Genomic DNA, 26520 nt, shown 5'->3' on the forward strand with positions numbered 1-26520 from the left:
AGGGTGTCTGAGAAGTCCCGCTCAGGGGCGGGCTCTTGCAGCTGTTCGGTGGAGCAAGAGCATGATGGCGGCGAGACAGACGGCGCTCTCGGAGGTGCCGAGTCGGTACTCGTAATCCTTGGCGAGTCGCCGGTAGCGTCCCAGCCAGGCGAAACTCCGCTCGATCACCCGCCTGCGCGGGACCACGGTGAACAGCGGCACTTCGCGCGGCGGGGATGCTTGGGCGGCCGGCCACCCGGCTTCGGCTGCGGCATGAGAGGCGCAAGAAGCCCCCACTCCGCGTCGGACAGATCCGTCACATACGCAGCCCGCCGACCAGCCACCGCCCGCCTCCACCGAAGGAGCGACTACCAAGTCAGCTTTCCCGCAAGGGACTTCAAACACCCTCTAGCCGACCGCAGGAAAGGCTCCGGTTCGTATGCCGGATATGAACTCCGCCCATGCTCTTGAGGCTATGCGGAGAGACGGACCGTACGGGTTCTTGGAGTCACGGACGGGGACGGCACCGGGGAACCCATCGGCAATCTCGACGCACTCGGCGCCCTGTCCGTTGCTATAGCTGGACTTGCGCCACATCGTCTTCATCTTCGTACTCTTTCAGGTAACTGCGGACAAGATCGAGAGATTCCTTCTCCGGTAGCGCCTTCGAACGAGCCACGTCAAACATCTGCGTGAGCTTGAGGATCCTCTTCGGCGACTCGACCGGTTCGCCGGAATCAAAGCTCTCGACGTAACCGATCGTGGTGCCGTTGCGGAACGTGAGCAGGCTCAAACTCCCGCCCAGCATGGGATGTTCGCCCTGCACAAAGGGAAGAACCTGAACGGAGACGTGAGGCGACTCCATCACCTCGAGCATGTGGCGAATCTGCCCGGCCATGCACGCTGCGCCGCCGATTGGACGCCTCAGTGCCGCTTCATCCAGGATTGCCCAGTAGAACGGTGTTTCTTCGCTTTCGAATACGCGCTTGCGACGCATTCGCGCAGCCACCCGTTCGCTCACCTGCTCCTCGGACTCTCCCGGAATCGACACACGAAAGAGCGCACGCGCATAATCCTCGGTCTGCAGCAAGCCGGGGACCAAGCTGCTGGCGAACACCTGGATCCGAGCCGCTTTCCCTTCACTGTCCACGACCACACGCCCGTAATCGGGGATCGAGGAGTCCTGCGCCATGGCCAACAGCTCGACAAAGAGCCCGTCGGCGGCGAAGTACATGTCCAGCGCCTCGGCAAGGGCGGTGGACGGGAGCTGCTCTCCGCGCTCGACCCGACTGAGGTAAGTGTGCGGGTACCCGACCTTCTCCGCGAGCGCACGCAGCGAGAGCCCTTGCCCCTCCCGCAGCCGACGCAAGCGCCGCCCGAGCGCCGTGCGCGGTGTGGGCCTGCTGCCGTCCTCATTGTTGAGTTCCACTGATCGAACGCGCCTTCAACTCGCTGTCCACAAGGGGGCTTTGGTAACAGCCCAAGCGTGGACCCGGCACGCCTCCTCGGCAAGGCTGACGGCCACACCGTCCCCCTTCCGGGGGCCAATGATGGGAGCATCAGCGCATGCACGACCCTGGCACACTGGTTGTCGACGCCCGCCGGGACCGCCTCGGCGAGGTCGTCGAATCGTCCGACGGACGACTATTGCTGCGCTCCCCGTCCGACGGCCGGACCTGGGAAGCCCTCCCCTGCGACGTCCGCCCGGCGACCACGCACGACCGGCTGCGAGCAAAGCTGGCCGACGTCAACAGCCGCAGCAACCAGGGGCAGGGCCGGGCATGAACAAGCAGACTCGCGAAGCCGGCACAGCACCTCGCTGCCAGGAGTGCCAGGACATCAAGTACAAGAGATCCCTAGCCCTCACGACCGGCGACCGCCAAACAGCCGTGAAGCTGACCGAGGCCATGAGCGCCCACTTCTGGAAGACACACGCATGACGCACCGCGCCCTCACCGCACCGACAAGCGATGAGGGCGCGGCACCCCGGCCGCTCAGCCGAGTTCGGTCACCGCTTCTGCGCGGGGGCGCCGCCCGACGGCATGACGTCGGTCTGGTGGACATTGCCGTAGCGGTCCGCGACAACGTACTTGCCGTTGGCCTTCTGCAGCGGAGCACACGCCTTCGCCGACTTGGCGTCCAGGCGGACGACCTTCCCCTTGCCCGCTGCGGCCTTGGCGCTGCCATTGACCTTCTGCGCCGGGACGGCCTTCACACCGTCCTTCATCGGCTTGGTGGTCGAGAAGCAGACGCTCCCCTTGCTGTCAGTCTGCGCAAACTGAGCGGACTTCGCGGACGGCTTGGCATTGCTACCGGAATGACTGTCCGCGGCGAAGGCCGTCCCGCCCAAAGCCACCGTGCCGAGAACTGCCGCCGCAATACCGGTGGCGTAGAGGGACTTACGACGCGATATACGGATGCGATTCATGCTGATCCAAGCCTCTCGGGAGGGGAGAAAGCCCTTACGGCCCTCTCACTGCGCCCCAGTTCAGCAGAGGCCACGTTTCGCCAACGTCTCCACAGCTTACTCATTCATTTCTCATAATCACCGCAGAACTGCGTAAGCAGCAAGGCCGGGCAACTTACCCGCAGTCCCCCAGGAACACCCCCGATCCGGCGACGGAATACGCCTCGTACAGCATGATCAGTTCTATCGGAATCGTGAGGACGTTGAGCCACACACAAATGAAGGCCACGAGCCCAGGCCATCGCTGCCAGAACGGGACGCCGTCCCGGCGGTGGATCCGCTTGCAAACCAGCACGCAGACGACCACAGCCGCCACGCCGAGGGTCACCCCCAGCCATGCGGCAACGTATTCCGTCACGGGAAAGGGCATGTGCCGGCATGCGAGCTGTTGCCGCCATGACCAATCGTTCTCGATGTCCTGAACGCGCAAGGAACTGACCGCACCCGCAACGGTCATGGCAGGCACCAACAGCGCGGCGATCACCATCCCGAGCGCGGCAGGACGCGTCTGCGGGGCGGCCTCGAACTTCTCGGAAGCGGGGGAAGTGGCCATCAGTACCAATTCGTTTTCGGTAGGACAGTGCGGCCAGCCCGTACCACTGGTGGACAACTGGCCTTGGCAGCAGGAATGAAGATCAAGCTCAGCCGCAATCGCCCAGGATCGGCATCCCTGTCTGGAGTGGCGAGTACGTGGCGTAGAGCATGAACAGCTCCAGCGGAATCGTCAGCACACCGAACCACGCAGTAGTGCAGGCCAGCAGCCCCCACCACGTTTGCGAGATCCGGGCGCCATGCCGTCGGCGGATCCGCCTGGCAAGTAGGAAGCAGACCACGACCGCCGAAATACCCAGGAGCAACCCCGCCCACACGACGACATATTCCACCTTCGGGAAAGGCATGTTCCGGCATACCGCCTGTTGCCGTTCGACCCAATCCTGGTCGATGTACTGCGCCTGCAGGGAAATGACCACCCCGACAGCGGTCGCGAGTGGCACGCACAACGCAGCGATCAGCGTGCCGGGCGTGACGAGCCGCTTCTGTGTTGCGTGGCCGGAAAGGGCAGAGGAAGGTGAACTAGCCATCAGCACCAATCCGGATGGGGCAGGTCCCGGGTGTACCAGTCGAGCCGTGTCCCGTCCCTGCCGGGGATGAACCCTGCCCGCTGGGCGACTGCGACAGATGCGGCGTTCTCCGGCTCTACTTGGATCACCGCCTCCTCCCCGCCCTCGCTTGCCGCGTATCGGCAGACCAGGAGGACCGCACGGGTGGCCAGGCCGCGCCCCCTCCAGGGAGGGTAGAGGCCGTAGGCGACATTCACCTGGCCGGGAGTCAACCCCTCCGCCGCGAACCGCAGGTCGACCGTCCCCGCAAGCACCTCGTCAGCGCCGGCCCGTATGCCGAAGGCGCGGAGCGGCCCGGCCGTGTCCCACTGTTCCCGGCAATGCCGGATGTAGGCCTCGACGCCCTCGCGCGTGCCGGGACCGCCGTTGAGATAGCGAACGAGCAACTCGTCCTCCCCGGCAAGATGCGCCTCAGCATCATCCAGGCACAGCGGGGACAAGGTGATGACCCCGTCGGACAGCTTCACTTCACGCATCCGGCGATTCTTGACGCCAAAACCGCGTCGCGCCATCGGATTCCATGGGACGCCGCGCGAAGCTCATCTCGGACCGAGCAGCCCGAGGGTTGCAGTGACGGTACCGAGAAGCGCATCGGCGTCGACCCCCGTGCGGGAACGGACATTCACCCCATAGGCAAGCAACACCAAGGCCTCGGCGGCGGCCTCGAGGTCGAGCCCCGCCGACAACTGCCCTCGGTCACGCGCCGTTTCCAGCGCAGACCGCAACGCATCCCGCAGCTGCCGGTGATGCTCCTCCAGCACGGCACCGATCTCGGGGTCGGTCTGGCCGGTGTCGGAGTGAGCGTTGACGAGCATGCAGCCCCAGCCCGCATACTCGCCCGAACAGCGAACCGCTATCAGCCCGGCGAAGAAATCCCGCACGGCGGGCAGGCCGCGGCCGTCATCCGCGAGCCCTCGCAGCGCCGGCCCCGCTCGGTGGTGAACGTAACGGCGCAGGGCGGCGAGGTAGAGCTCACTCTTGCTGCCGAACGTGGCATAGAGGCTGGATCGGTTGAGGCCCGTCGCGACGGTGACCTCCTGGATCGACACCTTGGCGGAGCCGTGCTGCCAGAAGAGGTGCTCGGCACACTCCAGCGCATGCTCAGGGTCGAAGTGCTTGATATCGGGCATGAGTTGCCGCTCCCAGTGCCTGGAATAACCGTTCCAGGATAACTCTTGACGCGTACCCGCCCAGGCGGCCATCCTGTCACCAGCCCATCCGGGAACGATCATTCCAGGATCCCCCCAGAGAGAGGACGGCGGACATGAGCCTCCGCGACGAGCTGCTGGACCTGTACGAGAACAAGCACCGCAAGCTGCCCGCCGACGCACTCGAGGTCATGGACCGGGGCGCGCGCGAGCTTGCCGCAACCGGCATGGCGGGCCGCGCCCTTGGAGTCGGCGCACAAGCTCCGCGATTCACGCTCCCCACGGCCACCGGGACGGAGGTCACGCTGGAGGGCCTGCTCGCGGACGGACCTGTCGTGCTGACCTTCTACCGCGGCGCGTGGTGCCCGTACTGCAACCTCGCCCTGCGCGCCCTCCAGCAGCACCACGACGCGATCACGGCCCGAGGGGCGCGCCTGGTGGCCGTCTCACCGCAGATCCCCGACGAGTCGCTCTCCCTGACCGAGAAGGAACAGCTCGCTTTCGACGTGCTCAGCGACATCGGCTCTGACGTCGCGAAGCAGTTCGGCATAGCCTTCGATCTCTCCGGCGAACTGGGCGAGCTCTACGACCGGTTCGGGTTCGACCTGCACCACGTGAACGACGGCCACGCCCGCACCCTGCCGCTGCCCGCCACCTACGTCATCGACCGCACCGGAACCATCCGGTGGGCCTTCGTCGAGACCGACTACACCGTACGGGCCGAACCCTCCGAGATCTTGGCGGCACTCGACGCACTGGGGTAGCCACTACGCTCCCGATACAGCTCAACGCATTTGAGCAATTCCTCGTCGGACCCGAGGGTGGGATCTTCCGGGGCCCTGCCGTCGCATCCGCGCAACCTTTCGGCGTGCCGAAGGCGACGACTGACAGCGGCGCTTGACGCGGTGGCCCTGCGGCTTCCACTCTCATGGCCACCAGGAGTTGGCCTGGGACTGGTTCTCCACCCTCCACGCGCCCGCCAAGCCCACCCTGGTGACCGTCGGCACCAGCTCCGGCAAGTGCGATTGCCGCCATGGCGGGCGGATGGCCTCTATCCGCAGTCGCCCAGGACGATCCCCGATCCAGCAGACTTGTACGCGGCGTACAGCTGGATCAGCTCGACCGGGATCGTCAACACCGTGAGCCACATGCACAGCTGCACGCCGATGTAGGTCACCAGACGCGGCCATGCCTCCCCGAGCTGGGCGCCGTACTGTCGGCGGAGCCTCCTGGTGAGCAGCACGCAGACGATCAACGCGCTTACGCCGAGGACCAGTCCGGCCCACGCGGCAGCGTATTCCGTCTTCGGGAAGGGCATGTGTCGGCATGCCTCCCGTTGCCGGTCTGCCCAGTCGTTTTCAATGTCGTCGGTGTTCAAGGATGTGAGCAGGCCGGCAACGCCTATGAGCGGAACCAGCAGTGCCGTGATCACCATGCCTGGTGTGACAGAGCGCTGCTGCGCAGGGTCGTCGAGTTTACCCGGGGAAGGGGAAGTAGCCATTAGTACCAATTCGGTTTCGGCCGAACGATGCGCATGCGCTGCTCACCCCAATTTTTGTTGGCGATGTGCTCCCGGCTGTCCAGGCTCACATTCTGGAACGAGTTGGTGTGCTGGGTCAGTTTGATGTCGCCGTCAGGGGTCACCGAGGTGACGACGGCGGCATGGTGGGTCTCACCCTGTGCAGTCTCCGGATTGCCGGGAGCCACCTGCTCGTAGAAGATGATGTCACCGGGGCGCGCTTCCGACCTCGAGACCTCCTTGCCGCCATTGCGCAGCAGGAAGTTCTGCAGGCTTTCGGCCCGTGCCCATGACTCGGAGTGGTACAACTTCTTGTCGAGCCTAGCCCAGCCCACACCGGTCTCCCGGCCCCAGGTGTTGTCGCCGAGCAGACCCGACCAGGTGTCGATCTTCTTCTCCATCCCGCCGGCTTCGAGTGCCGACGACACGAAGTTGGTGCAGTTGCCGACCGACCCGTAGTCCAGGTCGTCCTTCTTGTTCCAGTGGTCCAGTGCATACCGCACCATCTCGACCCGGTCGATCTTCCCGTCGGGTCCCTGAAGCTCCGTATAGACGCCCTTCGGCAGCCCCTTGAGGTCCGCGAGCGTTACGGGATCCGCCCGCATGAGGTCTTGCTGCTGCTTTGATGTCAGCCCGTCCCACCAGGAGCGGATGAGGGCCGGGTCCTTGCCGACCGGGATGTCCGCCCTGAGCATGTCGAACTCGACATGGGAGGTCTCGACCTCGATCTCGTTGTGCGCCTTGCTGGTGTCGGCGATATTGACCGTCTTCGCCAGCTTGGCCAGCTCGGCGGCCGCTTTCTCGTCGGCCTGTGTGGCTTGGCGCAACGATTCTTCGATCAGGCCGTTGACCTCGGCTGTGTGCTTCTGCTCCTTGTTGTAGGAGTCCCACGCGGCCTGCGGAATGGTGGGCCCCAACGGAGGGGCACCGCCGTAGAGTCCGACGGCCTGGCCATCCCGTATGTGGAGCCCGTACCCGTTCGCGAGCTCGACCGCGTGGAACAACGTGCGCTGGGCCAACTCCATCGAGTAGACCAGACCGTCGAGCACCATGGCCACGCCCTTGGTGATGTCGCCGCCGGCCTCCAGGCGATTGGCGATGTCCTCCAAGCGCTTGCCCGCCTTCTTGCCGGTGGCGTCCGCCCAGTGCTCGTCGAGCGGCTTCTTGCCCTGGTCGCGGATGTCTTCGGCGGCGGTCTGGGACTGGCCGGAGAGGGCGACCCAGTCGTCGGCTGCCTTCCTCCACTGCTCGACGCGGCAGTCGTACAGGTCGTGATAGGAGACCATGGCTCAGCGCCTCCCGAATTCCGAGAGTCCGTGCTGGAGTCGGGAAAAGGCGTCCCTCGCCTGCACATCAGTCGTGTCGTAGGCGTTCGCCGAGCCGTGGAGAGCCTCTGCCATGGTGTTCATCTGCTTGGCCAGGTCAACCATGTGGTCTTCCCAGGCATTCGCGCATTGCTTCAAAGCTGCCGCAGCTGTCCAGCCGTGGTGACCATCGGCTGCCGTACCGCTCGAATGGAGGGACCGGCGGAGTTTATCCAGCGCTGTATGTGCAGCCGACTCAGTTCCTCCGGCGCCTTTCCGCACCTGGCCCGTGGTGACGTCTATGCTCATTGATCCCCCTGAGTGACCGAATAGCCGAAATGCTACGGCTGGTTGTTCGCATAACGTGATGGCGGCCGATTCACTGCTCAGCGGTCTCCGTTCGGCGAGCCGCTGTAAGGGTTGTGCGGCGGTCGAGTTGGCGGGGGCGGGGTGCCGTAGGGCATGTTCGCGTACGGATTAGCCCTCACGGCAGCGGTCTGCTGGGCCTTCGCCCGGCGGCGGAGCAGGACGAAGACTCCGGCACCGGCCAGGGCAACCGCCACTGCCCCGGCAATCGCCCAAGGAAGGACGCCAACGCCCTTGTTGTCAGAGGCTGATGCATTAGCCCCGGTCGCAGGGGCAGGGGTGGCCGATTCGTTTGGGGTGCTCCGAGACGGGCTGGGAGAAGCGGTCTTGGATGCCTTGGCCGCCACGAGCGGGTTGACGTCCGGCGAGCCGGGGTCACCCTTCTTCTCCAGGACCGCGATGCGGGGGCGGATGAAGCCGTAACCGATGAGCTCGTTGGGGACACGGCCGTATGTCGGCCTGCCGGCGGTGTCCATCAGTACGCGAAGGACCTGATTGCCGGTCCACTTCGGGTGCATGGACCAGAGCAGCGCCGCTGAGCCGGCGGCGATGGCTGTTGCCTGGCTGGTGCCACCACTGCGGCAGTAACCGGGCTTGCCGTCGACGCAGGGAATTGGGATCTCTTCACCGGGAGAACCGAAAGCTACCTGCGGCCCTTGGGTCGACTCCTTGGACACGGTCACGTTGTCATCGACTGCCGCGATTCCGGCAACGCCTGAACTAGCAGCTGGGTAATCGACGGTGCTGTCCTTGCCGCTGTTACCGGTCGCTGCCATCAGCAACTTGCCGCGCTGGATAGCGTAATCGACAGCTGCCTGGAGCGCTGCCCGGTCGCCGTCTGCGAGGGCATATTCAGGAACCCCCATCGACAGGTTGATGATCTGTGCAGGACTGTCTGCCGCGTAGCGAATGCCAGCAACTACCGCCTTTACGCTGCCTCTTTTCTCCTTGCCTGTCGTACCGATCACCTTGACCGGGAGAATCCTTGCGTCCGGGGCTACACCCTGGACACCCTGGTCGTGCAAACCGTCACCAGCGATAAGCGTGGCCATCGCCGTTCCGTGCCCGTCGTGATCCATGCGGCCGTCTTCCGAATCACCACCGACAAAGTTCCTACCCGGTTGCACCTTGCCATCCAACTCAGCCTGTGAGGCTTGGACGCCGGTATCAAGGACTGCAACGGTGACCCCCGCGCCAGTGGTGACCTTCCACATCTTCTCGGCCTCCATGGTCTCCAGGTACCACTGACGCTCGCGCATCGTGTCGGCCAGAGCCGGAGGGGCAACGGAGCCAGCAACGGCGAGCAAGGAACCGAGCAGAGAGAGTGCTGCCATCGTTCGGCCACGCACACGCATCACCTTCATCTTCATGACACGAACCGATTCCTTGCTCGCCATCACTTCTAATCGATCACTGGCGGGACGACCTTACGGTTTTTGGGCGTCCAGGTGTCTTCGTCCTCGCTGAGGTAGTCCGGAACCTGCGAACCCTGGCGTTTCTTCTCCGCCGGACGCCTTTGCCCCTGGGCCTGGGCGCCTCGGACGAGTCCACTGCCACCTGGGGTGAACTCCCCCCGAGCAGTACCGCGACCTCCTCTGGACGTGCCCACCACACCTCCGGGCTCGGAAACAAGCCTCCTCGAGGAACCACCGCTGCGTGGCGAGCCGCTGCCCGCGCCGACGGCCCCAGGCCCGCCAACCCCCATGGGGCCCCGGCCCGTTTGTTGTGGCTCGCCACCGATGACGGTGCCACGAGACACGCTTCGCGCAGCGCCAGAACCCGGCTGCCCCTGTGTTGGCGTCCCGCCGATGACGCCAGTGTCACCACGTGGCGTGGCCGGCGGCTTGATCACGCCGGTGTTGCCCGGAAAGCCCGGACGCCCCACTCCCGGAACGGTGCCCGTGCGCCCAACCCCCTGAGAAGGCAGCCTGACCTCGCTGGTACGGGGTTGTGTGCCAGGCTTCGTCGGGCCGGGCCCTTGCGACGGAACCGGGCCCGGTATCGGTGGCAGCGTGGTGGTCTGGCTGTGCCCTGTGTGGCTTGGCAGCGTAGGTGTGCTTGGGCCGGACGGCGTGGTCGGCGGCACGGTCTTTATGTCCGTGCTGTCGGTCCTTGTGCTGGTCTGGTCGTGAGTCGGCACGGGGTCACGGGTCGGCGCAGGATCATGGTGAGTTGGGTTGCTCAGCACGTCGCCCTGAACCCTGCTCGTCGTGTGCCCAACGGAACGGTCGCTCTGGGCGTCGGAACCCGTGTCGGCGAAACCAGTACTGACTCCGTCTCTGCCGCCGCCTCCGTAGGAACCGGATTGGCCATCCGCCGAAGAGCCATATTCCTGCTGCCAACCGTCATGACGGAATGCCGGCGGCAGCGCCTCAGTCGGTATGAGCCGCAGTTGCGGCATCTGCTTGTTCTGCTCCTGAAGCGCCTGCGCCTCGACGTGGCACTGCGAGGCCGCACTGTTCGCAACGGCCTGATGCTCCTTGGCCATCCGCTCGAGCTCCAAACGGCCCTTGTCCTTCTCCGGGTCCGCGGAACAGACGGACGAGGACGCACCCGCAGGCGGCGGCTTCAGCTGACTCGTCGCCGTCTTCAACGCCACCCCTGCACGCACCATGCTGTGGCCGGTCTTCTCCGCAACCCCGGCGAGTTTGAGGACGTCCTTGGCAAAGGAATCACCCCACTCCCGGAAGGCATTGCCGCCGTCGCCGTCCCACGTCACCCGGGACGCATGCTGCTTCAGGGCTTCACCGACGTCGTTGATGTGCTTGTGCGCATCGAGCAGAGCGTTGCCCTTGTCCATCAGCTCTTGCCCATTGGCACCCTGGAAGCTGGCGTACATGGTCTCGTACGGCACACCGTCAACGCTTGTCATCCTCGCCCCCGATCACTTCGTTCCAGTGCCACTGGTCGGCTTGCTGGCGCCGACGTCAGGGCTTGCGTGCTGCGCCCACTCCTGTTGCTGCTTCCAGTCATGCCGAGAGCGCTCCTCGATGGCGGCAAGCCGTCGCGCGTAGTCGCCGTCGACGTTCTGGTAGCCCTTGTCCGCGCAGTCGACGGCGATGCCCGCCGCCTGCAACTGGTCGGTCAGCACGCGCGCGAGCAGCACCAACTTCGCATGCACGACGTCGTACTGCTTGCCCAGCTCCTGAGCTTCCGTCAGGTGCCCGTACGACGCCTGGCTCACCTTCTGGCGCTCGATGCTGTCGTGTGAGCCCGGCGACTTGTTCAGGTCTCGCAGCAGCTTCTCGACGCTCTTCTTCAAGTCCTGCAGCGAGTCACTCGGAGCGTGCAGGTCGGGCGGCGACCCCATGATGTTCCCCCTCAAAAACCCCAGCAACCGACGCAGGTGTGGGGCGCGGGATGACCCGCCCCCCACACCTCCAAGAACCACGGGCAACTAACTGTTGCTTACAGTCACTCTAGTCACCCGAACGAGTACGTCCAACCCACATACGGGCAGGCCGACTTCCGCCTACAGCACCGGCAGCATCTTGCGCAGCTCGAACGCCGTGACCTCCGAGCGGTACTCCTCCCACTCCTGCTTCTTGTTGCGCAGGAAGAAGTCGAAGACGTGCTCACCCAGCGTCTCGGCGACCAGCTCACTCCGCTCCATGAGCTCGATCGCCTCGCCGAGGTTCTGCGGCAGGGGCTCGATGCCCATCGCGCGGCGCTCCGCGTCCGACAGCGCCCAGACGTCGTCGTCGGCGCCGGCCGGGAGTTCGTAGCCCTCCTCGATGCCCTTGAGGCCGGCGGCGAGCAGTACCGCGTACGTCAGGTACGGGTTGGCGCCGGAGTCGATGGAGCGGACCTCGACTCGCGTGGAGCCGGTCTTGCCGGGCTTGTACATGGGGACGCGGATGAGGGCGGAGCGGTTGTTGTGGCCCCAGCAGATGTATGAGGGGGCCTCGCCGCCGGCGCCCGCGGTGCGCTTGGAGCCGCCCCAGATGCGCTTGTAGGAGTTGACCCACTGGTTGGTGACGGCGGAGGTCTCGGCGGCGTGCCGGAGCAGGCCGGCGATGAAGGAGCGGCCGACCTTGGAGAGCTGGTACTCCGCGCCCGACTCGTGGAAGGCGTTGCGGTCGCCCTCGAAGAGGGAGAGGTGGGTGTGCATGCCGGAGCCGGGGTACTCGGAGAACGGCTTCGGCATGAAGGTTGCGTGCACGCCCTGTTCCAGGGCTACCTGCTTCATCACGATGCGGAAAGTCATGATGTTGTCGGCCGTGGAGAGCGCGTCGGCGTAGCGCAGGTCGATCTCCTGCTGGCCGGGGGCGCCCTCGTGGTGGCTGAACTCGACCGAGATGCCCATGGATTCGAGCATCGTGATGGCCTGGCGGCGGAAGTCCATGCCCACGCCGGTGGGGGTGTGGTCGAAGTAGCCGGAGGAGTCGGCGGGCTCGGGGCGGCGGCCGTCCACCGGCTTGTCCTTGAGCAGGAAGAACTCGATCTCGGGGTGGGTGTAGAAGGTGAAGCCGAGGTCGGAGGTCTTGGCGAGGATGCGCTTGAGGACGTAGCGCGGGTCGGCGTAGGACGGGGAGCCGTCCGGCATGAGGATGTCGCAGAACATCCGGGCGGTGCCGGGGGTCTCGGCGCGCCACGGCAGGATCTGGAAGGTGCCGGGGTCCGGCTTGGCGATCATGTCCGATTCATAGACCCGCGCGAATCCCTCGATCGCGGACCCGTCGAAGCCGATGCCCTCATCGAAGGCCTGCTCGAGTTCGGCGGGGGCGACGGCCACGGACTTCAGATAGCCGAGCACGTCGGTGAACCACAGCCGCACGAACCGGATGTCGCGCTCTTCGAGCGTGCGGAGCACGAACTCCTGCTGCTTATCCATGGCTACCTATCCTCGCAGGTCAGACGGCTCGGTGCACCGAGTGCGGGCGGGGCTGGTCCTGAGTATCACGTCTGCGGGTTACCGGACGGTTTCCGGCCGGTCGCGTTACCCCATCCAACCCCTGAGGGCATCGTACTTATGCCCGCTTGGCCCGTGTTGCTCGCACTGCTGCGCGAGGGAGCCGCGAGGGGATGTGGACCCCGGGGGCGCGGTCGGACCGTCCGGTGCGGAGTTGCACTGATCCAGAATCACTTTGACAGCAACCCTTGGCCTGACATTTACTTTCGCTTTACCTGAACAGAACCGAACCGTGGGGAGCACGTCATCTTTACGAAGCGCAAGGGTCTGGCAGCCGCGGGCTGCATCGTCGTCGTCGCAGCAGCGTCCACCGCCTGCGGAACCGCCGAGCAGCTGAGCGCGGGAGTGAAGGTGCAGCGCGCCTTCGAGAAGCTGGGAGAACAGAAGTCGTTCTCCGCGGAATTCGGTTTCGAGGGTGACGCGGACAAGATCTATTCCGCGATGAAGGACTCCAAGGACTTCGAGCGCAAGGACGCGGACCTGCTCGCCGGACTCCGGTTCGCCGTGAGCGCGGAATACAAGAAGCCGCTCAAGGAGGTCACGGCGAAGGACGACGACACCTCCTCCATGTCGATGCGCGTGGCGAAGAGCGGCGACGAGGACCTGTTCGACCTCCGCTACATCGATGAGAAGGCCTACGTGCGGGCCGACCTCAAGGCCCTGACCCGCCTCGCGCCCGACAAGGACGTCGAGGACATGCTCAAGGACGCCGACAAGCTGCCCGCCTCCCTCGACTCGTTCAAGGCCGTCGTCAAGGGCGAATGGGTCGTCGTCGACGCCGAGAGTGTCAGGCAATTCGCGAAGGCGGCGGGCGGGGACTCCGGCGAGAAGAACGAGCTCGACCCGAAGACCCAGAAGCAGGTCTTCGACGGCCTCAAGAAGGCGATAGGCGACAGCGCCGAGTTCAAGGACGCCGGGACCCACGACGGCGTGAACCACATCGAGGTCACCGTCCCGGCCAAGAAGGCGGCCGGAATTCTCGCCGACGCTCTCAAGCCGGTCGAGAAGAAACTCGGCAAGGACGGCGACCTCGAGAACATGAAGAAGAACGCCCCGAACGAGAAGGCCACCATCGTCGTCGGCATCAAGAACGGCGCGGTCAACGGACTGTCCGTCGACCTGGCCCAGTTCGACAAGAAGATCCACGGCGAATTCCCGCTGATCATCGGGCTCAAGGGCGGCACCGGCAAACCCACCGCCCCGGCCGGTGCGAAGGAGCTCAAGCCGCAGGACATCATCGGTGCGGCCATGTTCCTCGGCGCGAAGAACGGCTGAGGCTTCCCCTGGCAGGGCCCCGGCCCGCACAGCGGTCATGGATGCATGCTCGCCCCCTTGAGCACCTTGTCCACACCGTTGCGCGGGCCGTACACCGCCAGCCCGGCCAGGTCCAGGTGATCCCGGCCCACCGCCCGCACCGCGGCGCGGTTATCGCGGTCGTTGTCGGTAGCGAACAGGTCCGAGGTGAACACCGCCATCGGCAGGTCACGCCCCAGCGCACGGGTGTGCGCGGCGGCGAGCACCTCCTTCGTCCCCTCGAAGACCAGCACCGGCTGCCGGAACATCGGCAGATAGCGCGAGCCGTCGGCGTCGGCGTAGGGCTCGCCGATCACTTCGCTGAGTTCCGTGCCGAACCCGCTGACCAGAAAGGCCGTGACGTTCAGCCGCTGCCAGGTCGCCAGGTCGTCCCGCAGCAGGACGGCGATCTTCGTTCGGGGTGCTTCGGTCTCCGCGTACATGTTCATGCGTCGCAGTCTCGCCGTGCCCCAAGATTCCGGTCTTGTACGCTCTTTGCATGCCCGCCGACGCCGCCCGGCCCGAGGTCACGGCATGGCGGCCGGCCCTGACGGGCGTCACCGAGGTCTTCCACGCCCGCTTCACGGACCACGCCTACCCCATGCACGCCCACAACACGTGGACGCTGCTCATCGTGGACGACGGCGCGATCCGCTACGACCTCGACCGCCACGAACACGGCGTTCCCACCAGCGCGGTGTGCCTCCTTCCCCCACATGTCCCGCACAACGGCTGTCCGGCGACGCCGCACGGCTTCCGCAAGCGCGTGCTCTACCTGGACACGGACCTGCTGAGCGAACGGCACACCGGTGCGGCGGTCGACGGATCCGTACTGGACGACCCGCTCCTGCGCCGTCGCGTGCACCAGCTGCACACCGTACTGGCGTACCGCGGCGAGGAGTTGGAGGCCGAGAGCCGGCTCGCCCTGGTCTGCGACCGGCTCGTCCGGCACCTGGACCGGCGCGGCCTGCCCGCGCTGCCGCGCCGTGACCGCGGCCGGCTCGCGCACCGCCTGCGCGAGCTGCTCGACGAGCGCATCGCCGAGGGCCTGCCCCTCCAGGAGGCCGCCGGCCTCCTGCATGCGCACCCCGCTCATCTCGTACGGGCCTTCAGCGCCGAGTTCGGCATCCCACCGCACCGCTACCTCACCACCCGCCGCGTCGACCGCGCCCGCCACCTGCTGCTCGAGGGCCTGCCGCCGCACACGGTCGCGGCGGACACCGGCTTCTACGACCAGGCGCACCTGACACGGCATTTCAAGCGCGTCGTCGGCATCGCGCCGGGGCGGTACGCCCGCACAGGGCGCTGACTACGCTGCGTCCGTCGCGGCGAGGATCGCGGCGAGCGAGCTGCGGCTGTCCTGGAGCCCGGCGATGCGCTCGTCCATCCCCCGCAGCTGGTCGCGCAGTTGACCGCTCACGCAGGGGTGGACCTCCATGCCGTCGCCCTCGATGCACGGCAGCACCTCGCGGATGACCCGCGTGGGCAGTCCGGCCTCCAGCAGCATGCGGATGCGGCGGACGGTCAGCGGCGCGTCCGCCGCGTACGAACGGTGGCCTCCCGGCGTCCGCGTGGAGGCCAGCAACTCCTGCTCCTCGTAGTAGCGCAGCAGTCGCACGCTGACCCCCGTGGCCTCCGCCAGCTCGCCGATCCTCATCGTGATCCCCCTCACATGCCCTTGAAGCTCACACCCATGTGAGCTTCTAGCGTTGCCGCCATGCAGACCATTTTCCCCATCGGCGGCGACCTCCCCGTGCGCCGCATCGGCTACGGAGCCATGCGGCTCACCGGCGCTCCCGAGGACCGGCGCGGCATGTCCGGCACCATCTGGCGGGTCGCCGACGAACACAGCGAGCTGATCGCCCTGCTGCGGCGCGCGGTCGAGCTCGGCATCGACTTCTTCGACACCGCCGACGCCTACTCCCTCGGCGGCGGGGGGGAGCTCCTCGCCGAGGCCCTGCACCCGTACGAGGGCTCCGTCACCGTCGCCACCAAGGTGGGCAACACCCGCCCGTCGCCCACGGAGTGGGTGCCCCTCGGCCACCCCGCCTACCTGCGCCAGCAGGCCGAGTTGAGCCTGCGCCGGCTGCGTACCGAGCGCATCGACCTGCTCCAGCTGCACCGCATCGACCCCGAGTACCCGCTGGCCGACCAGATCGGTGCGCTCAAGCAGTTGCAGGACGAGGGCAAGGTCCGGCACATCGGGCTGTCCGAGGTCACCGTCGAGCAGATCCGCGAGGCCTCCGCCATCGCCCCGATCCGCAGCGTGCAGAACCTCTACAACCTCGGCGACCGCACGAGCGAGGCCGTCGTCGACTTCACCGCCGAGCACGGCATCGCTTTCATCCCCTACTTCCCCGTCTCGCTGGGCAACCACGCGGCCGGGCCCGACAGTGCGCTCGCCGCCGTCGCGCGGGAGATCGGCGCGACCCCGTCCCAGACGGCCCTGGCCTGGCTGCTGCACCGCTCCCCCACCGTGATCCCCATCCCGGGCACGGCCTCGGTCCCGCACCTCGCGGAGAATGCGGCGGCGCTCGATATCCGGCTCACCGGCGAGCAGTTCGCCGCCCTGTCCGCGATACGGTCATGAGCCCCCGCCGCCCACCAGCGCCTCCGCCACGCTCGTCCGCGCGTACAGCACCACCCGCCCCGTACGGTGCGCGCTCACCAGGCCCGCCGCGCGCAGTGCCGTCAGGTGCTGGGAGACGCCGCCCGGGGTGAGGCCGGTGCGGCGGGACAGCTCCGTGGTGGAGGCGGGGGCGGCCAGTTCGGCCAGCAGCAGGGCCCTGCCCCGGCCCAGCACGCCGGCCAGGGCGTCGGAGCACGGCTGGGGACGCCGCTCCCACAACGTGCCGATGCCGCGCGGCGGATAGCGGAGGGTGGGCTGCCACTTGTCGCTCGCGAACGTCGAGAAGACCCGCGGCCACACGAACGCGGACGGCACCAGCAGCAGCCCCCTGCCGTCCAGCCTCCGCACCCCGCGGGTGCAGCGGCTGACCATGCGCACCGTGCCCGCGTCCCAGGCGAGTCGGGGGCCGAGGTCGTCGAAGAGCCGCCGGGCGCCGCCGTCCGCGAGGCGCCGGGCCCGGTGCAGGATGTCCCCCTCGAACAGGGCGAGGAGCCGCGGCCAGTACGGAGCCAGCGCCACCTCCCAGTACGCGGCGATCACCTCCGTCAGCCGCTCCAGACCGCCCGCCCCCTCCTCCCGCAGCGCCTCAACACCGGCCCGCGCGCCCGGCGTTGTCGTGGTCAGCAGCTCGGGCGGCGTCGCGCTCAGCACTGCCAGCTCCACCTCGAGCGACGCCTGCGGGGTGGTGGGCGGCGGCACCAGGAAGCCGGGGACGCCGCCGGGTGCGGGGAGCAGGCGCGACAGCGGCGACAGGTCCAGCTTCGCCGCCGCGATCCGCGGCCGTACGTCATCGGCCCACCGCCGGTGCAGGCCGTTCTCGTCCGCGCCCTTGAGCACCCGTACGCTCGCGATCACCTCCCACAGCGGGGAGACCGCGAACCGCGTGCGGGCCACGTCCTCGGCCGAGAACTCGACCTCCAGCGTGCCGCCTTTGAGCTCCTCATGGGCCACCATTCAGCCCAGGCTAAATCATTGGGCCGGGCGCCGGGAGCCCGGCACCGTACCCGTCATGCCCACCGAAAACCCCTGGCGGACAACCGACTTCCGCAGACTCTTCGCCGCATCGGCGCTCAGCCAGCTGGCCACCAACACCGGCTATGTCGCCGTCCCCCTCATCGCGGTGACCACCCTCGACGCGAGCCCCGGCCAGGTCGGCCTGCTGGCCACCCTGAGCACCGCCGCCTTCCTCCTCATCGGCCTGCCCGCCGGGGCCTGGGTCGACCGGATGCGGCAGAACCGGATGCTGGTCGCCGCGGACCTGGCCCGCGCGATCCTGTTCGCCTCGGTACCGGTGGCCTGGGCCCTTGACACCCTCACGCTGGAGCAGTTGTACGCCGTCACCCTGCTGAACGGCTGCGCCACGGTGTTCTTCGACGTCGGCTCGCAGAGCATCCTGCCCCAACTGGTCGGGCGCGACGGGCTGGTACGGGCCAACTCCGCCGTCGTCACGCTCCAGGCCGCCGGAAGCGTCGCGGGGCGGGGCGCGGGCGGCGGCCTCGTCCAGCTCCTCACGGCACCGGTCGCCGTGGCCGCCACCGGCGCCCTCTACCTCGCGTCCGCGCTCGGCCTCACGGCGGTCCGCGGCACGGGTCGTCCCGTACAGCCTCGGCCGGACGACCGTATGGGCGCGCAGATCGCCGAGGGCCTGCGCCACGTCCTGGGCAACGCGGAACTGCGCGCCCTCGTGCTCGCCACCTCCCTCTCCAACTTCGGTTCGCAGATCATCAACACGCTGCTCCCCGTCCTCTTCACCCGCGAACTCGGCCTGCCCGCAAGCGCGCTGGGCCTCTACTGGGCCGCGGGCGGCGTCGGCATGTTCCTGGGCGCGCGTCTCGCCGCCCCGCTCGCCCGCCTCCTGGGCCACGGCCGCGCGCTGGGTTCCTGCGGCCTGTGGTTCGCGCCGGCCGGCCTGCTCGTCCCCCTCGCCGGCCATGGCTTCTGGATCTGGGCCTCCGGAGCGGGGTGGCTGCTCGCCACGTTCCGTACGGGCGTCAGCAACGTCCTCGGCGTCACGCTGCGCCAGCGCCTGACCCCCGACCCCCTCCTCGGCCGCATGAACGCCACCTTCCGCTTCATGCTCACCGGCGCCCTCGCGGTGGGCTCCGCCGTCGCGGGTGCGATCGGCGAACTCGCGGGCATGCGCACGGCCCTGTGGACGGGCGGCTGCTGCCTGGCGCTGTCGGTTCTGCCGATCCTGCTGTCGCCGGTCCGTACGCGCCGCGAGCTGCCACAGCAGCAACAGATCACCTCAGACGTCAACTTGAGCACCACAGCCCTAAGGTGACCCCATGGTCGATGTCAGCAGAGAAACGCCCGAGCAGACCGAGGCACGGCTCCGCCATGTCCTCGCCGCCGCCGAGATGGTCGTCCAGGACGGCACCTGGTACTTCCACGAGACCCCGGCGTCCCGGCCGCCGTCCCTGTCCCCGGACACACTTGCCGTGGTGCGGGACGCCGACTCCTGGAGCGCGCTCGTCCCCGTCCCGGACGACGCGACGACGGCGGCGGACGTCGAGCGGTTCGGCGTCTTCTCCTTCCACTTCCCTCCCGGCCTCGACAACAGCGGCTTCGTCGGCTGGCTCGCCACCCACCTCAAGCGCACGCTCGGCACAGGCGTGTTCGTCATCTGCGGCAGCAACCGCGACCGCGGCGGCATCTACGACCACTGGGGCTGCCCGGCGGACCTGCTCGGCGACGCGGTCAAGGCGATCGACGGCCTGCGACCGTAGGCAGCCGGTCGGGTACGGGTTTCCTTACGCCATAGGCCCCCGCGCGCAAGGAAACCCGTACGCGACTCACTTGTGGCAGTCGATCGCCTCGTTGTACCAGTAGTTCAGCTCCGGCCACGTCGCGTGGCCGATGGCACCGTCGTCCGCCAGGCCGGCGCACTGCTGGAACGCGCGGGTCGCGCTCTTCGTGTTCTTGCCGAAGCTGCCGTCGGCGACGACGTGGCGGTCGAGCACGCTGTTGAGCTCGCACTGGGCCTGCTTGACCGCCGGGCCGGAGGAGCCGAGGCCGATGGTCGGCATGTCGTCGCTGTAGTTGCACGAGTAGTGCGGCTGCGCCACCTGGGCCTGCGCCTGGGTCGCGGCGAGGGAGCCGACTCCCAGCAGTACGGCCCCGATTCCCACTCCGATTGCTCTCTTCGCTGTCATGCCGTCATGGTGTCCCACCCCCGCCGGGCACCGCCTGCCGCAGGGAGACTCTGGGACGTCCCACCGCCTGGCCTCGGCCGTTGCTCACCCCGCATGACGACGCGCTGGGACGCCGAGCCGCTCCACCGCCTCCGCCACCCGCCCCGCGCTGTCCTCCGCCGCCATCGCCCGGGCCACCGCGCCGGCGGCGTGCGCGTACGACGGCTCCTCCACCGCGCGCTTGAGTGCGTCCGCGAGGCGCTCGGCCGTCAGGTCCACGAAGGGGACGGGCGCCGTGGCCGCGCCGAGGGTGGCGAGGCGGTGGGCCCAGAACGGCTGGTCCGCCGTGACCGGCACGGGGACCGACGGAACTCCCGCGCGCAGGGCGGCGGCTGTCGTACCCGCGCCCGCGTGGTGCACCACGGCCGCGAGGCGGGGGAAGAGCAGGGAGTGCGGCAGGTCGCCGACGGTGAGGATGCCGTCGGCATCCGCGGCGAGCCCCGCCGCGCCGGACTGGAGGATTCCGCGCAGCCCGGCGCGGCGCAGCGCATCCACCGCGAGCTCGCTCAGGCGCTCGCTGTCGCCGGGGGCCATGCTGCCGAAGCCGATGAGTACGGGCGGCGGACCGGCGGTGAGGAAGTCCTCGACTTGCGGCGGGAGTTGCTCGTCGGCGTCGTGGGGCCACCAGTTGCCGACGACGGTGAGCCCCGGGCGCCAGTCGGCGGGCCTGGGCAGCAGGGCGGCGCTGAAGCCGTGCAGGACCGGCCAGTCGCCCGCCTCCACGCGGCGGCGGACCGTACCCGGCGCGGCGGGCGGCAGGCCGAGGTGCGCCCGTAGGTCGCGTACCGCGTCGGCGTAGATGCGGTCGACCATGCGGGCCGCGAAGCGCCCGACGGTGCGGTTGCCCCAGCGGCCCAGCGAGCGCGTGCCGCCGACGACCGGCGCGAAGTCGCCGGTCGGGGCGGACGGGACGAGGTACGCGCCGAGGCCCGGGATGCCGGTGGCTTCGGTGAGGTGCCAGCCGAGCGGGGCCGTGGTGGTGGAGAGGAGCATGAGGTCGGTATCGGGAGCAACCGCCTCCGCGAACCCCAGGGCGAGTTCGCGGACGAACGCCGCGGCCGTACGCATCAGTTCGCGCTTGTCGGTGGCCGTACCCCGGCCGCGCGGGTCGGCCGGGAGCGGGCGGAAGTCCAGTCCGGCCGCGGAGACCAGCGGCGCGAAGTGGTCGTGCGTGGCGAGGGCGACGTGGTGGCCCTCCGCGACGAGGCGGGCGCCGAGGCCGGTGTACGGGGCGACGTCGCCGCGCGAGCCCGCGGCGGTGATCAGGATCCTCATCGGGCACTCCCCCGGGACGCGTTGGCGTGGACGGCCGTACGGAGATACGCGGCGAGGCCGGGGCGCTGCTCGGACGGCGGGACGAGGAGGGCGAAGGCGCGCGGGTCGTCGGCGAAGTCGTCGGCGATGCGCAGGTGCGTGTCGAAGGGGCAGGGGGTGAACCAGCGGCTGATGTGCTGCCGGTGCTGCTCGGCGAGGTCCATGGCCCGTTCGCCGTCGGCCGGTTCACCGGCGTCGAAGGCGGCGAGGACGTCGGCGCGCCAGGCCGCCGCTTCGGCCATGAGCCGCTGCCAGTCCTCCTTGGTGTGGGCGGCGGCGCTGGACAGGGACTGCTGGTGTGCCTCGCTGTCACGCCACTTCAGCCCGGCATCGGTGGCGTAGGTCAGGTCGAAGGTGATCTCGCCGAAGACCTCGAAGCGTTCCTGCGGGGTGAGCGCGACGCCGGTCCTCTCCATCTCGATGGCGTGCTCGGCGACTTCGACGAGCCGTTGCAGCTTGGCGATCTGTTCGCTGAGCCGCTTGTGCCGGGCGCGCAGCTGGTCGAGGGCGCTGGCGTGGGGGTCGTCGAGAATGGCGGCGATCTCGTCGAGGGAGAAGCCCAGTTCGCGGTAGAAGAGGATCTGCTGGAGCCGGGCGAGGTCGGCGTCGCCGTAGAGCCGGTAGCCGGCGGGGCTGCGCTCGCTCGGGGAGAGCAGCCCCGTTCTGTCGTAGTGGTGGAGCGTGCGTACGGTGACTCCGGTGAAGCCGGAGACCTGCCCGACGGTGTGGCTCATGGTGATGATCCCTTTCCGTTCACCGGCCACGATGGAGCCTGACGTCGGGGGAGGGTCAAGTCAGGGGAGGGTCGAGTCAGCGTCGGCGGGGCGAGGTCGCCAGTACCGCCGCCGCGACGGCCTGCGGGCGGTCGTACATCAGCAGGTGACCGGCCGGGGCGATGGCCTCGAAGCGGCCGTCGAGGAACTCGGCGAGGGCGCGCTGGCGCTGGAGCCAGCGGCGTTCGAGCCAGGAGCCGCTGCCGGAGGAGGCGGCGAGCACGGTGACCGGGACGGGCGGCAGGGGGTGCTCGGCGCGCAGTTGCTCGAGTTCGGCGGCGACGTCGCGGTAGCGGGCGTTCTCCATGAGGACGGCGCGGGCCACGCGGCCGGTGCCGTAGGTGCGGCGGACCAGTTCGGCGGACGCGGGGTCGCGCCGTTTGACGGAGGCGACGCGCACGGTGAGGCGGCGCAGGGCGGGGCCCAGGGCGCGGGGCAGCCCGGCGGTGGCGTAGGCCGCGCTGCGGGCGCGGGCGGCGGCGGTGCGCAGCTCGCGGGCGGGGAGGGGGCGGGCGTTCTCCTCGATGCTGCTGTCGACGAGGACGACCCCGGCGGTGCGGCCGGGGCGGAGCCGGGCGAAGGCCTCGGCGTGGAAGCCGGCGAGCGAGTGGCCGACGACCGTGGCGGGGCCGGGCAGGCCCAGCGCGTCGAGGACGCCGGCGATGCGGTGCGCCTCGCCGGCGAGGGTGGGCGGCTCGGCGGCGGGGGCGCTGAAGCCGAGGCCGGGCCGGTCGAAGCGGACGACGGTCCGGTGCGGCGTGAGGAGGGGGACGACGTGCTCCCAGTCGAACCAGCCCATGCCGAGGCCCGCGCTCAGCACGCACACGGGCCCCGAGCCCTCGCACAGCACGTGCAAGGGCACTCCGCCGACACGCAGCATGCGGCCGGGCGGGCGGTGGTCGGAGCTCATGCGGCTTCCCCCTTCGTTCACGGCAAAGCTAGTCGACCTTGGCGGTTTCCTGATCCGGCGCGGTGACGGTGGCCGTGGCCCAGTGCGGTTTGCGGAGCTTCAGGAAGGCGAGCGGCGCGAGGAAGCCTATGGTCAGCAGACCGCCGCCGACGATCAGCAGATAGCTCCACAGCGGCTGGCCGCCGAACTGCCCGGGCGGGACGAAGCCGATGCACATGGCCGCGACCGAGGCGACGAAGCCGACGCCCGCGACGAGGCGCACGGCCGGGACGCGGAAGCCGCGCGGCTGGTCGGGCCGGGTGCGGCGCAGCCGTACGACGGCGGCGAACATCAGCAGGTAGACGACCAGGTAGATCTGGGTGGTGATGACGGAGAAGATCCAGTACGCGCTGGAGACGTTGGGGATGAACGCGTAGAGCAGGGCGATCAGGGTGGTCAGGACGCCCTGGGCGACCATGATGTTGCGCTGGACGCCGTTCTTGTTGAGCTTCTGCAGGACGGGCGGCAGATAGCCCTCCTGCCGGGCGACCATCAGCAGTCCCTTGGACGGCCCGGCCATCCAGGTGAGCATGCCGCCGAGCGCGGCGGCGACCAGCAGGACGCCGACGACCTTGGTCAGCCAGCCGACGTGGAAGTGGTCGAAGAAGCCCTGGAAGGCCTGCATCACGCCGGCGGTCAGGCTGAGGTCCTCGCCGGGCATGACCCAGCTGATGGCCAGCGCGGGCAGGATGAAGATCAGCAGGACGAGCCCGGTGGCGGTGAAGACCGCGCGCGGGAACTGCCGGCCGGGGTCGCGCAGCGCGGAGACGTGCACGCCGTTCATCTCCATGCCCGCGTAGGACAGGAAGTTGCCGACGATCAGCACCAGGCCGGCGGTGCCGGTCCAGGGCGGCAGGACGTGGCCGGTGTCCATGGGCGCGGCGGAGGGGTTGCCCTGGCCGAGGAAGACCAGGCCGAGGACGACCAGGACGAGGCCGGGGAGCAGGGTGCCGATCACCAGGCCCGCGCCGGCGAGCCCGGCCACGGCCTTGGTGCCGCGCGTGGAGATCAGCACGCCCGCCCAGTAGACGACGACGATGACGATGGCGACGTAGACGCCGTTGTCCGCGAGCGAGGGGTTGACGACGTACGCGAAGGTGCTCGCCACATAGGCCAGCAGGCTCGGGTAGTAGGCGATCGTCATCGCGAACTGGCACCAGACGGCCAGGAAGCCCAGCGGCTTGGAGAGCCCTTCGCTGACCCAGCGGTAGACGCCGCCGGGCCAGCCGGAGGCGAGCTCGGCGGAGACCAGGGCGGTCGGGAGCAGGAAGACGACCGCGGGCAGGAGGTAGAGGAAGACGGCGGCGAGGCCGTAGAGGGCCATCGAGGGGGCGGGGCGCAGGTTGGCCACCGAGGCGGTGGTCATCAGGGCGAGGGCCGCCCAGGAGATGAACTGCTGCGGGGGCGGGGGCGCGGCCTGCCCCGTTCCCGTGGTTCCCGTGGTTCCCGTGGTGAGGGGACGTTCGTCCCGGACCTGTTCCTGTTGCTGGAGGGTCATGAAGGGAGGAGCGTCCTTTGGCCAAGCGTTCGATCGTTTCGCCCCATCATGAGGCCTGCGAACGTTTTCGCGCACATCCGCTGTCGACCCGCTATCGCGTCAGACTGACGGTTACCCTGAGGACGTGGCTCACCTTCGTCTCGCCATGAACCAGATCGACCCCTGCGTCGGCGACATCGCGGGGAACGCGGAGGCGGTCGTCCGGTGGACCCGGCACAGTGCCGGGCAGGGCGCGCATCTGGTGGCGTTCCCCGAGATGGTGCTGACCGGCTACCCGGTCGAGGATCTGGCGCTGCGCTCCTCCTTCGTCGAGGCCAGCCGCGCCGCGCTGCACGCGCTCGCCGAGCGGCTGCGGGCCGAGGGCCTGGGTGAGGTGCCGGTGGTCGTCGGCTACCTCGACCGCAGCGAGGAGGCCCAGCCGCGGCTGGGCCGTCCCGCGGGCTCGCCGCTCAACGCCGCCGCCGTGCTGCACCGGGGCCGGGCGGTGCTGACGTTCGCCAAGCACCACCTGCCGAACTACGGGGTGTTCGACGAGTTCCGCTACTTCGTGCCCGGGGACACACTGCCGGTGGTCCGGGTGCACGGCGTGGACGTCGCCCTCGCCATCTGCGAGGACCTCTGGCAGGAGGGCGGGCGCGTACCGGCCGCGCGGAGCGCGGGGGCCGGGCTGCTGCTGTCGGTCAACGCCTCGCCGTACGAGCGCGCGAAGGACGACACCCGGCTGGAGCTCGTCCGCAAGCGGGCCCAGGAGGCGGGCTGCACGACCGCGTACCTCGCCTCGACCGGCGGCCAGGACGAGCTCGTCTTCGACGGGGACTCGATCGTCGTCGACCGCGACGGTCAAGTCCTCGCGCGGGCCGCGCAGTTCGAGGAGCAGTGCCTTCTGATCGACCTCGATCTGCCGGCCGCTCCCGCCAAGCCGCCGTCCGGTGTCGTGGACGACGGCCTGCGCATCGACCACGTGACGGTCTCCGCCGAGCCCTTGCCCGCGCCTGAACCGCGCTTCCCGGGCAGCGTCGCCGCCCACCTCGACGACGACGCGGAGGTCTACGGGGCGCTGGTGACGGGTCTGCGGGCGTACGTCCGGAAGAACGGCTTCCGGAGCGTGCTCATCGGGCTCTCCGGCGGGATCGACTCCGCGCTCGTCGCGGCGATCGCCTGCGACGCGGTCGGTGCCGGGAACGTGTACGGCGTGGCCATGCCCTCGCGCTACTCCTCCGAGCACTCGCTCGCCGATGCGGAGGAGCTGGCGCGGCGCACGGGGCTCGGTCTTCGCACGGTGCCGATCGCGCCCATGTTCGACGCGTACATGGGGTCGCTCGGGCTGACCGGGCTCGCCGAGGAGAACCTCCAGTCGCGGCTGCGGGGCACGATGCTGATGGCCGTCTCCAACCAGGAGGGTCACATCGTGCTGGCGCCGGGCAACAAGTCCGAGCTGGCGTGCGGCTATTCGACGCTGTACGGCGACTCGGTGGGTGCGTACGGGCCGATCAAGGACGTCTACAAGACCGGCATCTTCCGCCTCGCGAAGTGGCGCAACCGGTCGGCGCGGGAGCGCGGCGAGACGCCGCCGATCCCGGAGAACTCCATCAGCAAGCCGCCGAGCGCGGAGTTGCGGCCGGGGCAGATGGACACGGATTCGCTGCCGGACTACGACGTCCTCGACCGGATCCTGGAGCTGTACGTCGACCGCGACCAGGGGCGCGACGCGATCGTCGCCGCGGGCTATGACGCGGACCTGGTCACGCGGGTGCTGCGGATGGTCGACACCGCCGAGTACAAGCGGCGCCAGTACCCGCCGGGTACGAAGATCTCGCCGAAGGTCTTCGGCAAGGACCGGCGCTTGCCGATCACCTCGCGGTGGCGCGAGACGGGGTGACCCCAGGGAAGGGTGCCCCGGTCCCGCCCTTTCACCGTTTCCTCCGGGGGCTCCACCCCCGGACCCCCGGAACCGCGCTTCGCGCGGTTGTCCTCAAGCGCCGGACGGGCTGACTTGTAGCCCGGCCGGCGCTTGAGGCCGAGCGGCGGAGCCGCGACAAGGGGGTCCGGGGGCG

General features: G+C 68.8%; 30 protein-coding genes and 1 pseudogene. 8 read left to right on the forward strand and 23 right to left on the reverse strand.

The features are described from left to right. Positions 1-21: 21 nt before the first annotated feature. The 3 genes and pseudogenes from ACV530_RS32635 to ACV530_RS32645 all read right to left on the reverse strand — a co-directional run. Positions 22-192 (reverse strand): annotated as a pseudogene (locus ACV530_RS32635) (transposase); the annotation flags it as partial. A 195-nt stretch (positions 193-387) separates the two neighbouring features. Then, positions 388-585, reverse strand: coding sequence for a DUF397 domain-containing protein (locus ACV530_RS32640; RefSeq protein WP_494336304.1), 198 nt, complete (start codon positions 583-585; stop codon positions 388-390). After that, positions 554-1408 carry a helix-turn-helix domain-containing protein gene (locus ACV530_RS32645; RefSeq protein WP_494336305.1) on the reverse strand — a complete coding sequence of 285 codons (855 nt, stop codon included), beginning with the start codon at positions 1406-1408 and terminating at the stop codon, positions 554-556. Before ACV530_RS32645 ends, ACV530_RS32640 begins: the two co-directional genes overlap by 32 nt. Before the next feature lie 137 nt (positions 1409-1545). On the opposite strand from ACV530_RS32645, the gene ACV530_RS32650 reads away from it, so the two are divergent. Beyond that, the gene (locus tag ACV530_RS32650; protein ID WP_494336306.1) at positions 1546-1764 is read left to right on the forward strand and encodes a hypothetical protein; all 219 of its coding nucleotides are present in this window, start codon (positions 1546-1548) and stop codon (positions 1762-1764) included. Positions 1765-1987: 223 nt separating this feature from the next. Here ACV530_RS32650 and ACV530_RS32655 read toward each other — a convergent pair whose 3' ends face one another. The 5 genes from ACV530_RS32655 to ACV530_RS32675 all read right to left on the reverse strand — a co-directional run bounded on the left by ACV530_RS32655 (position 1988) and on the right by ACV530_RS32675 (position 4697). Continuing rightward, positions 1988-2407 (reverse strand): hypothetical protein, encoded by a 420-nt coding sequence (locus ACV530_RS32655; protein WP_494336307.1) that lies wholly within the window; start codon positions 2405-2407, stop codon positions 1988-1990. A gap of 154 nt (positions 2408-2561) precedes the next feature. Beyond that, on the reverse strand, positions 2562-2999 hold the full coding sequence (locus tag ACV530_RS32660) for a hypothetical protein (RefSeq protein WP_494336308.1): 438 nt from the start codon (positions 2997-2999) through the stop codon (positions 2562-2564). Positions 3000-3087: 88 nt separating this feature from the next. Next, positions 3088-3528 carry a hypothetical protein gene (locus ACV530_RS32665; RefSeq protein ID WP_494336309.1) on the reverse strand — a complete coding sequence of 147 codons (441 nt, stop codon included), beginning with the start codon at positions 3526-3528 and terminating at the stop codon, positions 3088-3090. Next, positions 3528-4043, reverse strand: a complete 516-nt coding sequence (locus tag ACV530_RS32670; protein WP_494336310.1) for a GNAT family N-acetyltransferase — start codon at positions 4041-4043, stop codon at positions 3528-3530. The genes ACV530_RS32665 and ACV530_RS32670 overlap by 1 nt, the downstream gene beginning before the upstream one ends. A 63-nt stretch (positions 4044-4106) precedes the next feature. After that, positions 4107-4697, reverse strand: a complete 591-nt coding sequence (locus ACV530_RS32675; RefSeq protein ID WP_494336311.1) for a TetR/AcrR family transcriptional regulator — start codon at positions 4695-4697, stop codon at positions 4107-4109. 134 nt (positions 4698-4831) lie between these two features. On the opposite strand from ACV530_RS32675, the gene ACV530_RS32680 reads away from it, so the two are divergent. After that, positions 4832-5479, forward strand: a complete 648-nt coding sequence (locus tag ACV530_RS32680) for a peroxiredoxin-like family protein (protein WP_494336312.1) — start codon at positions 4832-4834, stop codon at positions 5477-5479. Positions 5480-5766: 287 nt separating this feature from the next. On the opposite strand, the gene ACV530_RS32685 is transcribed toward ACV530_RS32680, so the two are convergent. From ACV530_RS32685 to glnA, 7 genes are all read right to left on the reverse strand, one after another. Further along, the gene (locus ACV530_RS32685) at positions 5767-6150 is read right to left on the reverse strand and encodes a hypothetical protein (protein WP_494336313.1); all 384 of its coding nucleotides are present in this window, start codon (positions 6148-6150) and stop codon (positions 5767-5769) included. A gap of 65 nt (positions 6151-6215) precedes the next feature. Further along, complete coding sequence (locus ACV530_RS32690) at positions 6216-7520, reverse strand: amidase domain-containing protein (protein WP_494336314.1); 1305 nt, start codon at positions 7518-7520, stop codon at positions 6216-6218. A 3-nt stretch (positions 7521-7523) separates the two neighbouring features. After that, the gene (locus tag ACV530_RS32695) at positions 7524-7847 is read right to left on the reverse strand and encodes a hypothetical protein (RefSeq protein ID WP_494336315.1); all 324 of its coding nucleotides are present in this window, start codon (positions 7845-7847) and stop codon (positions 7524-7526) included. Positions 7848-7924: 77 nt separating this feature from the next. After that, positions 7925-9274 carry a S8 family serine peptidase gene (locus ACV530_RS32700; RefSeq protein WP_494336316.1) on the reverse strand — a complete coding sequence of 450 codons (1350 nt, stop codon included), beginning with the start codon at positions 9272-9274 and terminating at the stop codon, positions 7925-7927. Positions 9275-9306: 32 nt separating this feature from the next. Continuing rightward, the gene (locus ACV530_RS32705; RefSeq protein WP_494336317.1) at positions 9307-10758 is read right to left on the reverse strand and encodes a WXG100 family type VII secretion target; all 1452 of its coding nucleotides are present in this window, start codon (positions 10756-10758) and stop codon (positions 9307-9309) included. A 30-nt stretch (positions 10759-10788) separates the two neighbouring features. After that, a complete protein-coding gene (locus ACV530_RS32710) occupies positions 10789-11214 on the reverse strand; it encodes a DUF2563 family protein (protein WP_494336318.1) in 426 nt (141 codons plus the stop codon). A gap of 162 nt (positions 11215-11376) precedes the next feature. Beyond that, complete coding sequence (gene glnA / locus ACV530_RS32715; protein WP_494336319.1) at positions 11377-12738, reverse strand: type I glutamate--ammonia ligase; 1362 nt, start codon at positions 12736-12738, stop codon at positions 11377-11379. Positions 12739-13167: 429 nt separating this feature from the next. On the opposite strand from glnA, the gene ACV530_RS32720 reads away from it, so the two are divergent. Next, positions 13168-14091, forward strand: a complete 924-nt coding sequence (locus ACV530_RS32720; protein WP_494336320.1) for a hypothetical protein — start codon at positions 13168-13170, stop codon at positions 14089-14091. Between the two features lie 35 nt (positions 14092-14126). On the opposite strand, the gene ACV530_RS32725 is transcribed toward ACV530_RS32720, so the two are convergent. Further along, entirely contained in the window at positions 14127-14552 is a 426-nt protein-coding gene (locus ACV530_RS32725) for a DUF2000 family protein (RefSeq protein WP_494336333.1), read from the reverse strand. A gap of 56 nt (positions 14553-14608) precedes the next feature. Here ACV530_RS32725 and ACV530_RS32730 point away from each other — a divergent pair, with 56 nt between their 5' ends. After that, the gene (locus ACV530_RS32730) at positions 14609-15418 is read left to right on the forward strand and encodes an AraC family transcriptional regulator (RefSeq protein WP_494336321.1); all 810 of its coding nucleotides are present in this window, start codon (positions 14609-14611) and stop codon (positions 15416-15418) included. Here ACV530_RS32730 and ACV530_RS32735 read toward each other — a convergent pair whose 3' ends face one another. After that, on the reverse strand, positions 15419-15766 hold the full coding sequence (locus ACV530_RS32735; RefSeq protein WP_494336322.1) for a MerR family transcriptional regulator: 348 nt from the start codon (positions 15764-15766) through the stop codon (positions 15419-15421). Positions 15767-15826: 60 nt separating this feature from the next. Here ACV530_RS32735 and ACV530_RS32740 point away from each other — a divergent pair, with 60 nt between their 5' ends. Then, positions 15827-16699, forward strand: a complete 873-nt coding sequence (locus ACV530_RS32740) for an aldo/keto reductase (protein ID WP_494336323.1) — start codon at positions 15827-15829, stop codon at positions 16697-16699. Here ACV530_RS32740 and ACV530_RS32745 read toward each other — a convergent pair. Then, positions 16694-17692, reverse strand: a complete 999-nt coding sequence (locus tag ACV530_RS32745; protein ID WP_494336324.1) for a winged helix-turn-helix domain-containing protein — start codon at positions 17690-17692, stop codon at positions 16694-16696. The genes ACV530_RS32740 and ACV530_RS32745 overlap by 6 nt on opposite strands. Before the next feature lie 55 nt (positions 17693-17747). Here ACV530_RS32745 and ACV530_RS32750 point away from each other — a divergent pair, with 55 nt between their 5' ends. Together ACV530_RS32750 and ACV530_RS32755 are read left to right on the forward strand one after the other, a co-directional pair. Further along, the gene (locus ACV530_RS32750) at positions 17748-19022 is read left to right on the forward strand and encodes an MFS transporter (protein ID WP_494336325.1); all 1275 of its coding nucleotides are present in this window, start codon (positions 17748-17750) and stop codon (positions 19020-19022) included. A gap of 4 nt (positions 19023-19026) precedes the next feature. After that, positions 19027-19467 (forward strand): DUF6196 family protein, encoded by a 441-nt coding sequence (locus ACV530_RS32755; protein WP_494336326.1) that lies wholly within the window; start codon positions 19027-19029, stop codon positions 19465-19467. A gap of 66 nt (positions 19468-19533) precedes the next feature. Here ACV530_RS32755 and ACV530_RS32760 read toward each other — a convergent pair whose 3' ends face one another. The 5 genes from ACV530_RS32760 to gadC all read right to left on the reverse strand — a co-directional run bounded on the left by ACV530_RS32760 (position 19534) and on the right by gadC (position 24466). After that, entirely contained in the window at positions 19534-19893 is a 360-nt protein-coding gene (locus ACV530_RS32760; RefSeq protein WP_494336327.1) for a peptidoglycan-binding domain-containing protein, read from the reverse strand. An 84-nt stretch (positions 19894-19977) separates the two neighbouring features. Continuing rightward, positions 19978-21207: a glycosyltransferase gene (locus ACV530_RS32765; protein ID WP_494336328.1), complete on the reverse strand. Its 1230-nt coding sequence runs from the start codon at positions 21205-21207 to the stop codon at positions 19978-19980. Further along, entirely contained in the window at positions 21204-21980 is a 777-nt protein-coding gene (locus tag ACV530_RS32770; protein WP_494336329.1) for a MerR family transcriptional regulator, read from the reverse strand. Before ACV530_RS32770 ends, ACV530_RS32765 begins: the two co-directional genes overlap by 4 nt. Before the next feature lie 76 nt (positions 21981-22056). Further along, positions 22057-22929, reverse strand: coding sequence for an alpha/beta fold hydrolase (locus tag ACV530_RS32775; protein ID WP_494336330.1), 873 nt, complete (start codon positions 22927-22929; stop codon positions 22057-22059). 28 nt (positions 22930-22957) lie between these two features. Continuing rightward, entirely contained in the window at positions 22958-24466 is a 1509-nt protein-coding gene (gene gadC, locus ACV530_RS32780) for a glutamate/gamma-aminobutyrate antiporter GadC (RefSeq protein ID WP_494336331.1), read from the reverse strand. Positions 24467-24590: 124 nt separating this feature from the next. Here gadC and ACV530_RS32785 point away from each other — a divergent pair, with 124 nt between their 5' ends. Then, the gene (locus ACV530_RS32785) at positions 24591-26345 is read left to right on the forward strand and encodes an NAD+ synthase (RefSeq protein ID WP_494336332.1); all 1755 of its coding nucleotides are present in this window, start codon (positions 24591-24593) and stop codon (positions 26343-26345) included. The last annotated feature ends 175 nt before the right edge of the window (positions 26346-26520 follow it).

Source organism: Streptomyces sp. SX-6 (assembly GCF_059089585.1).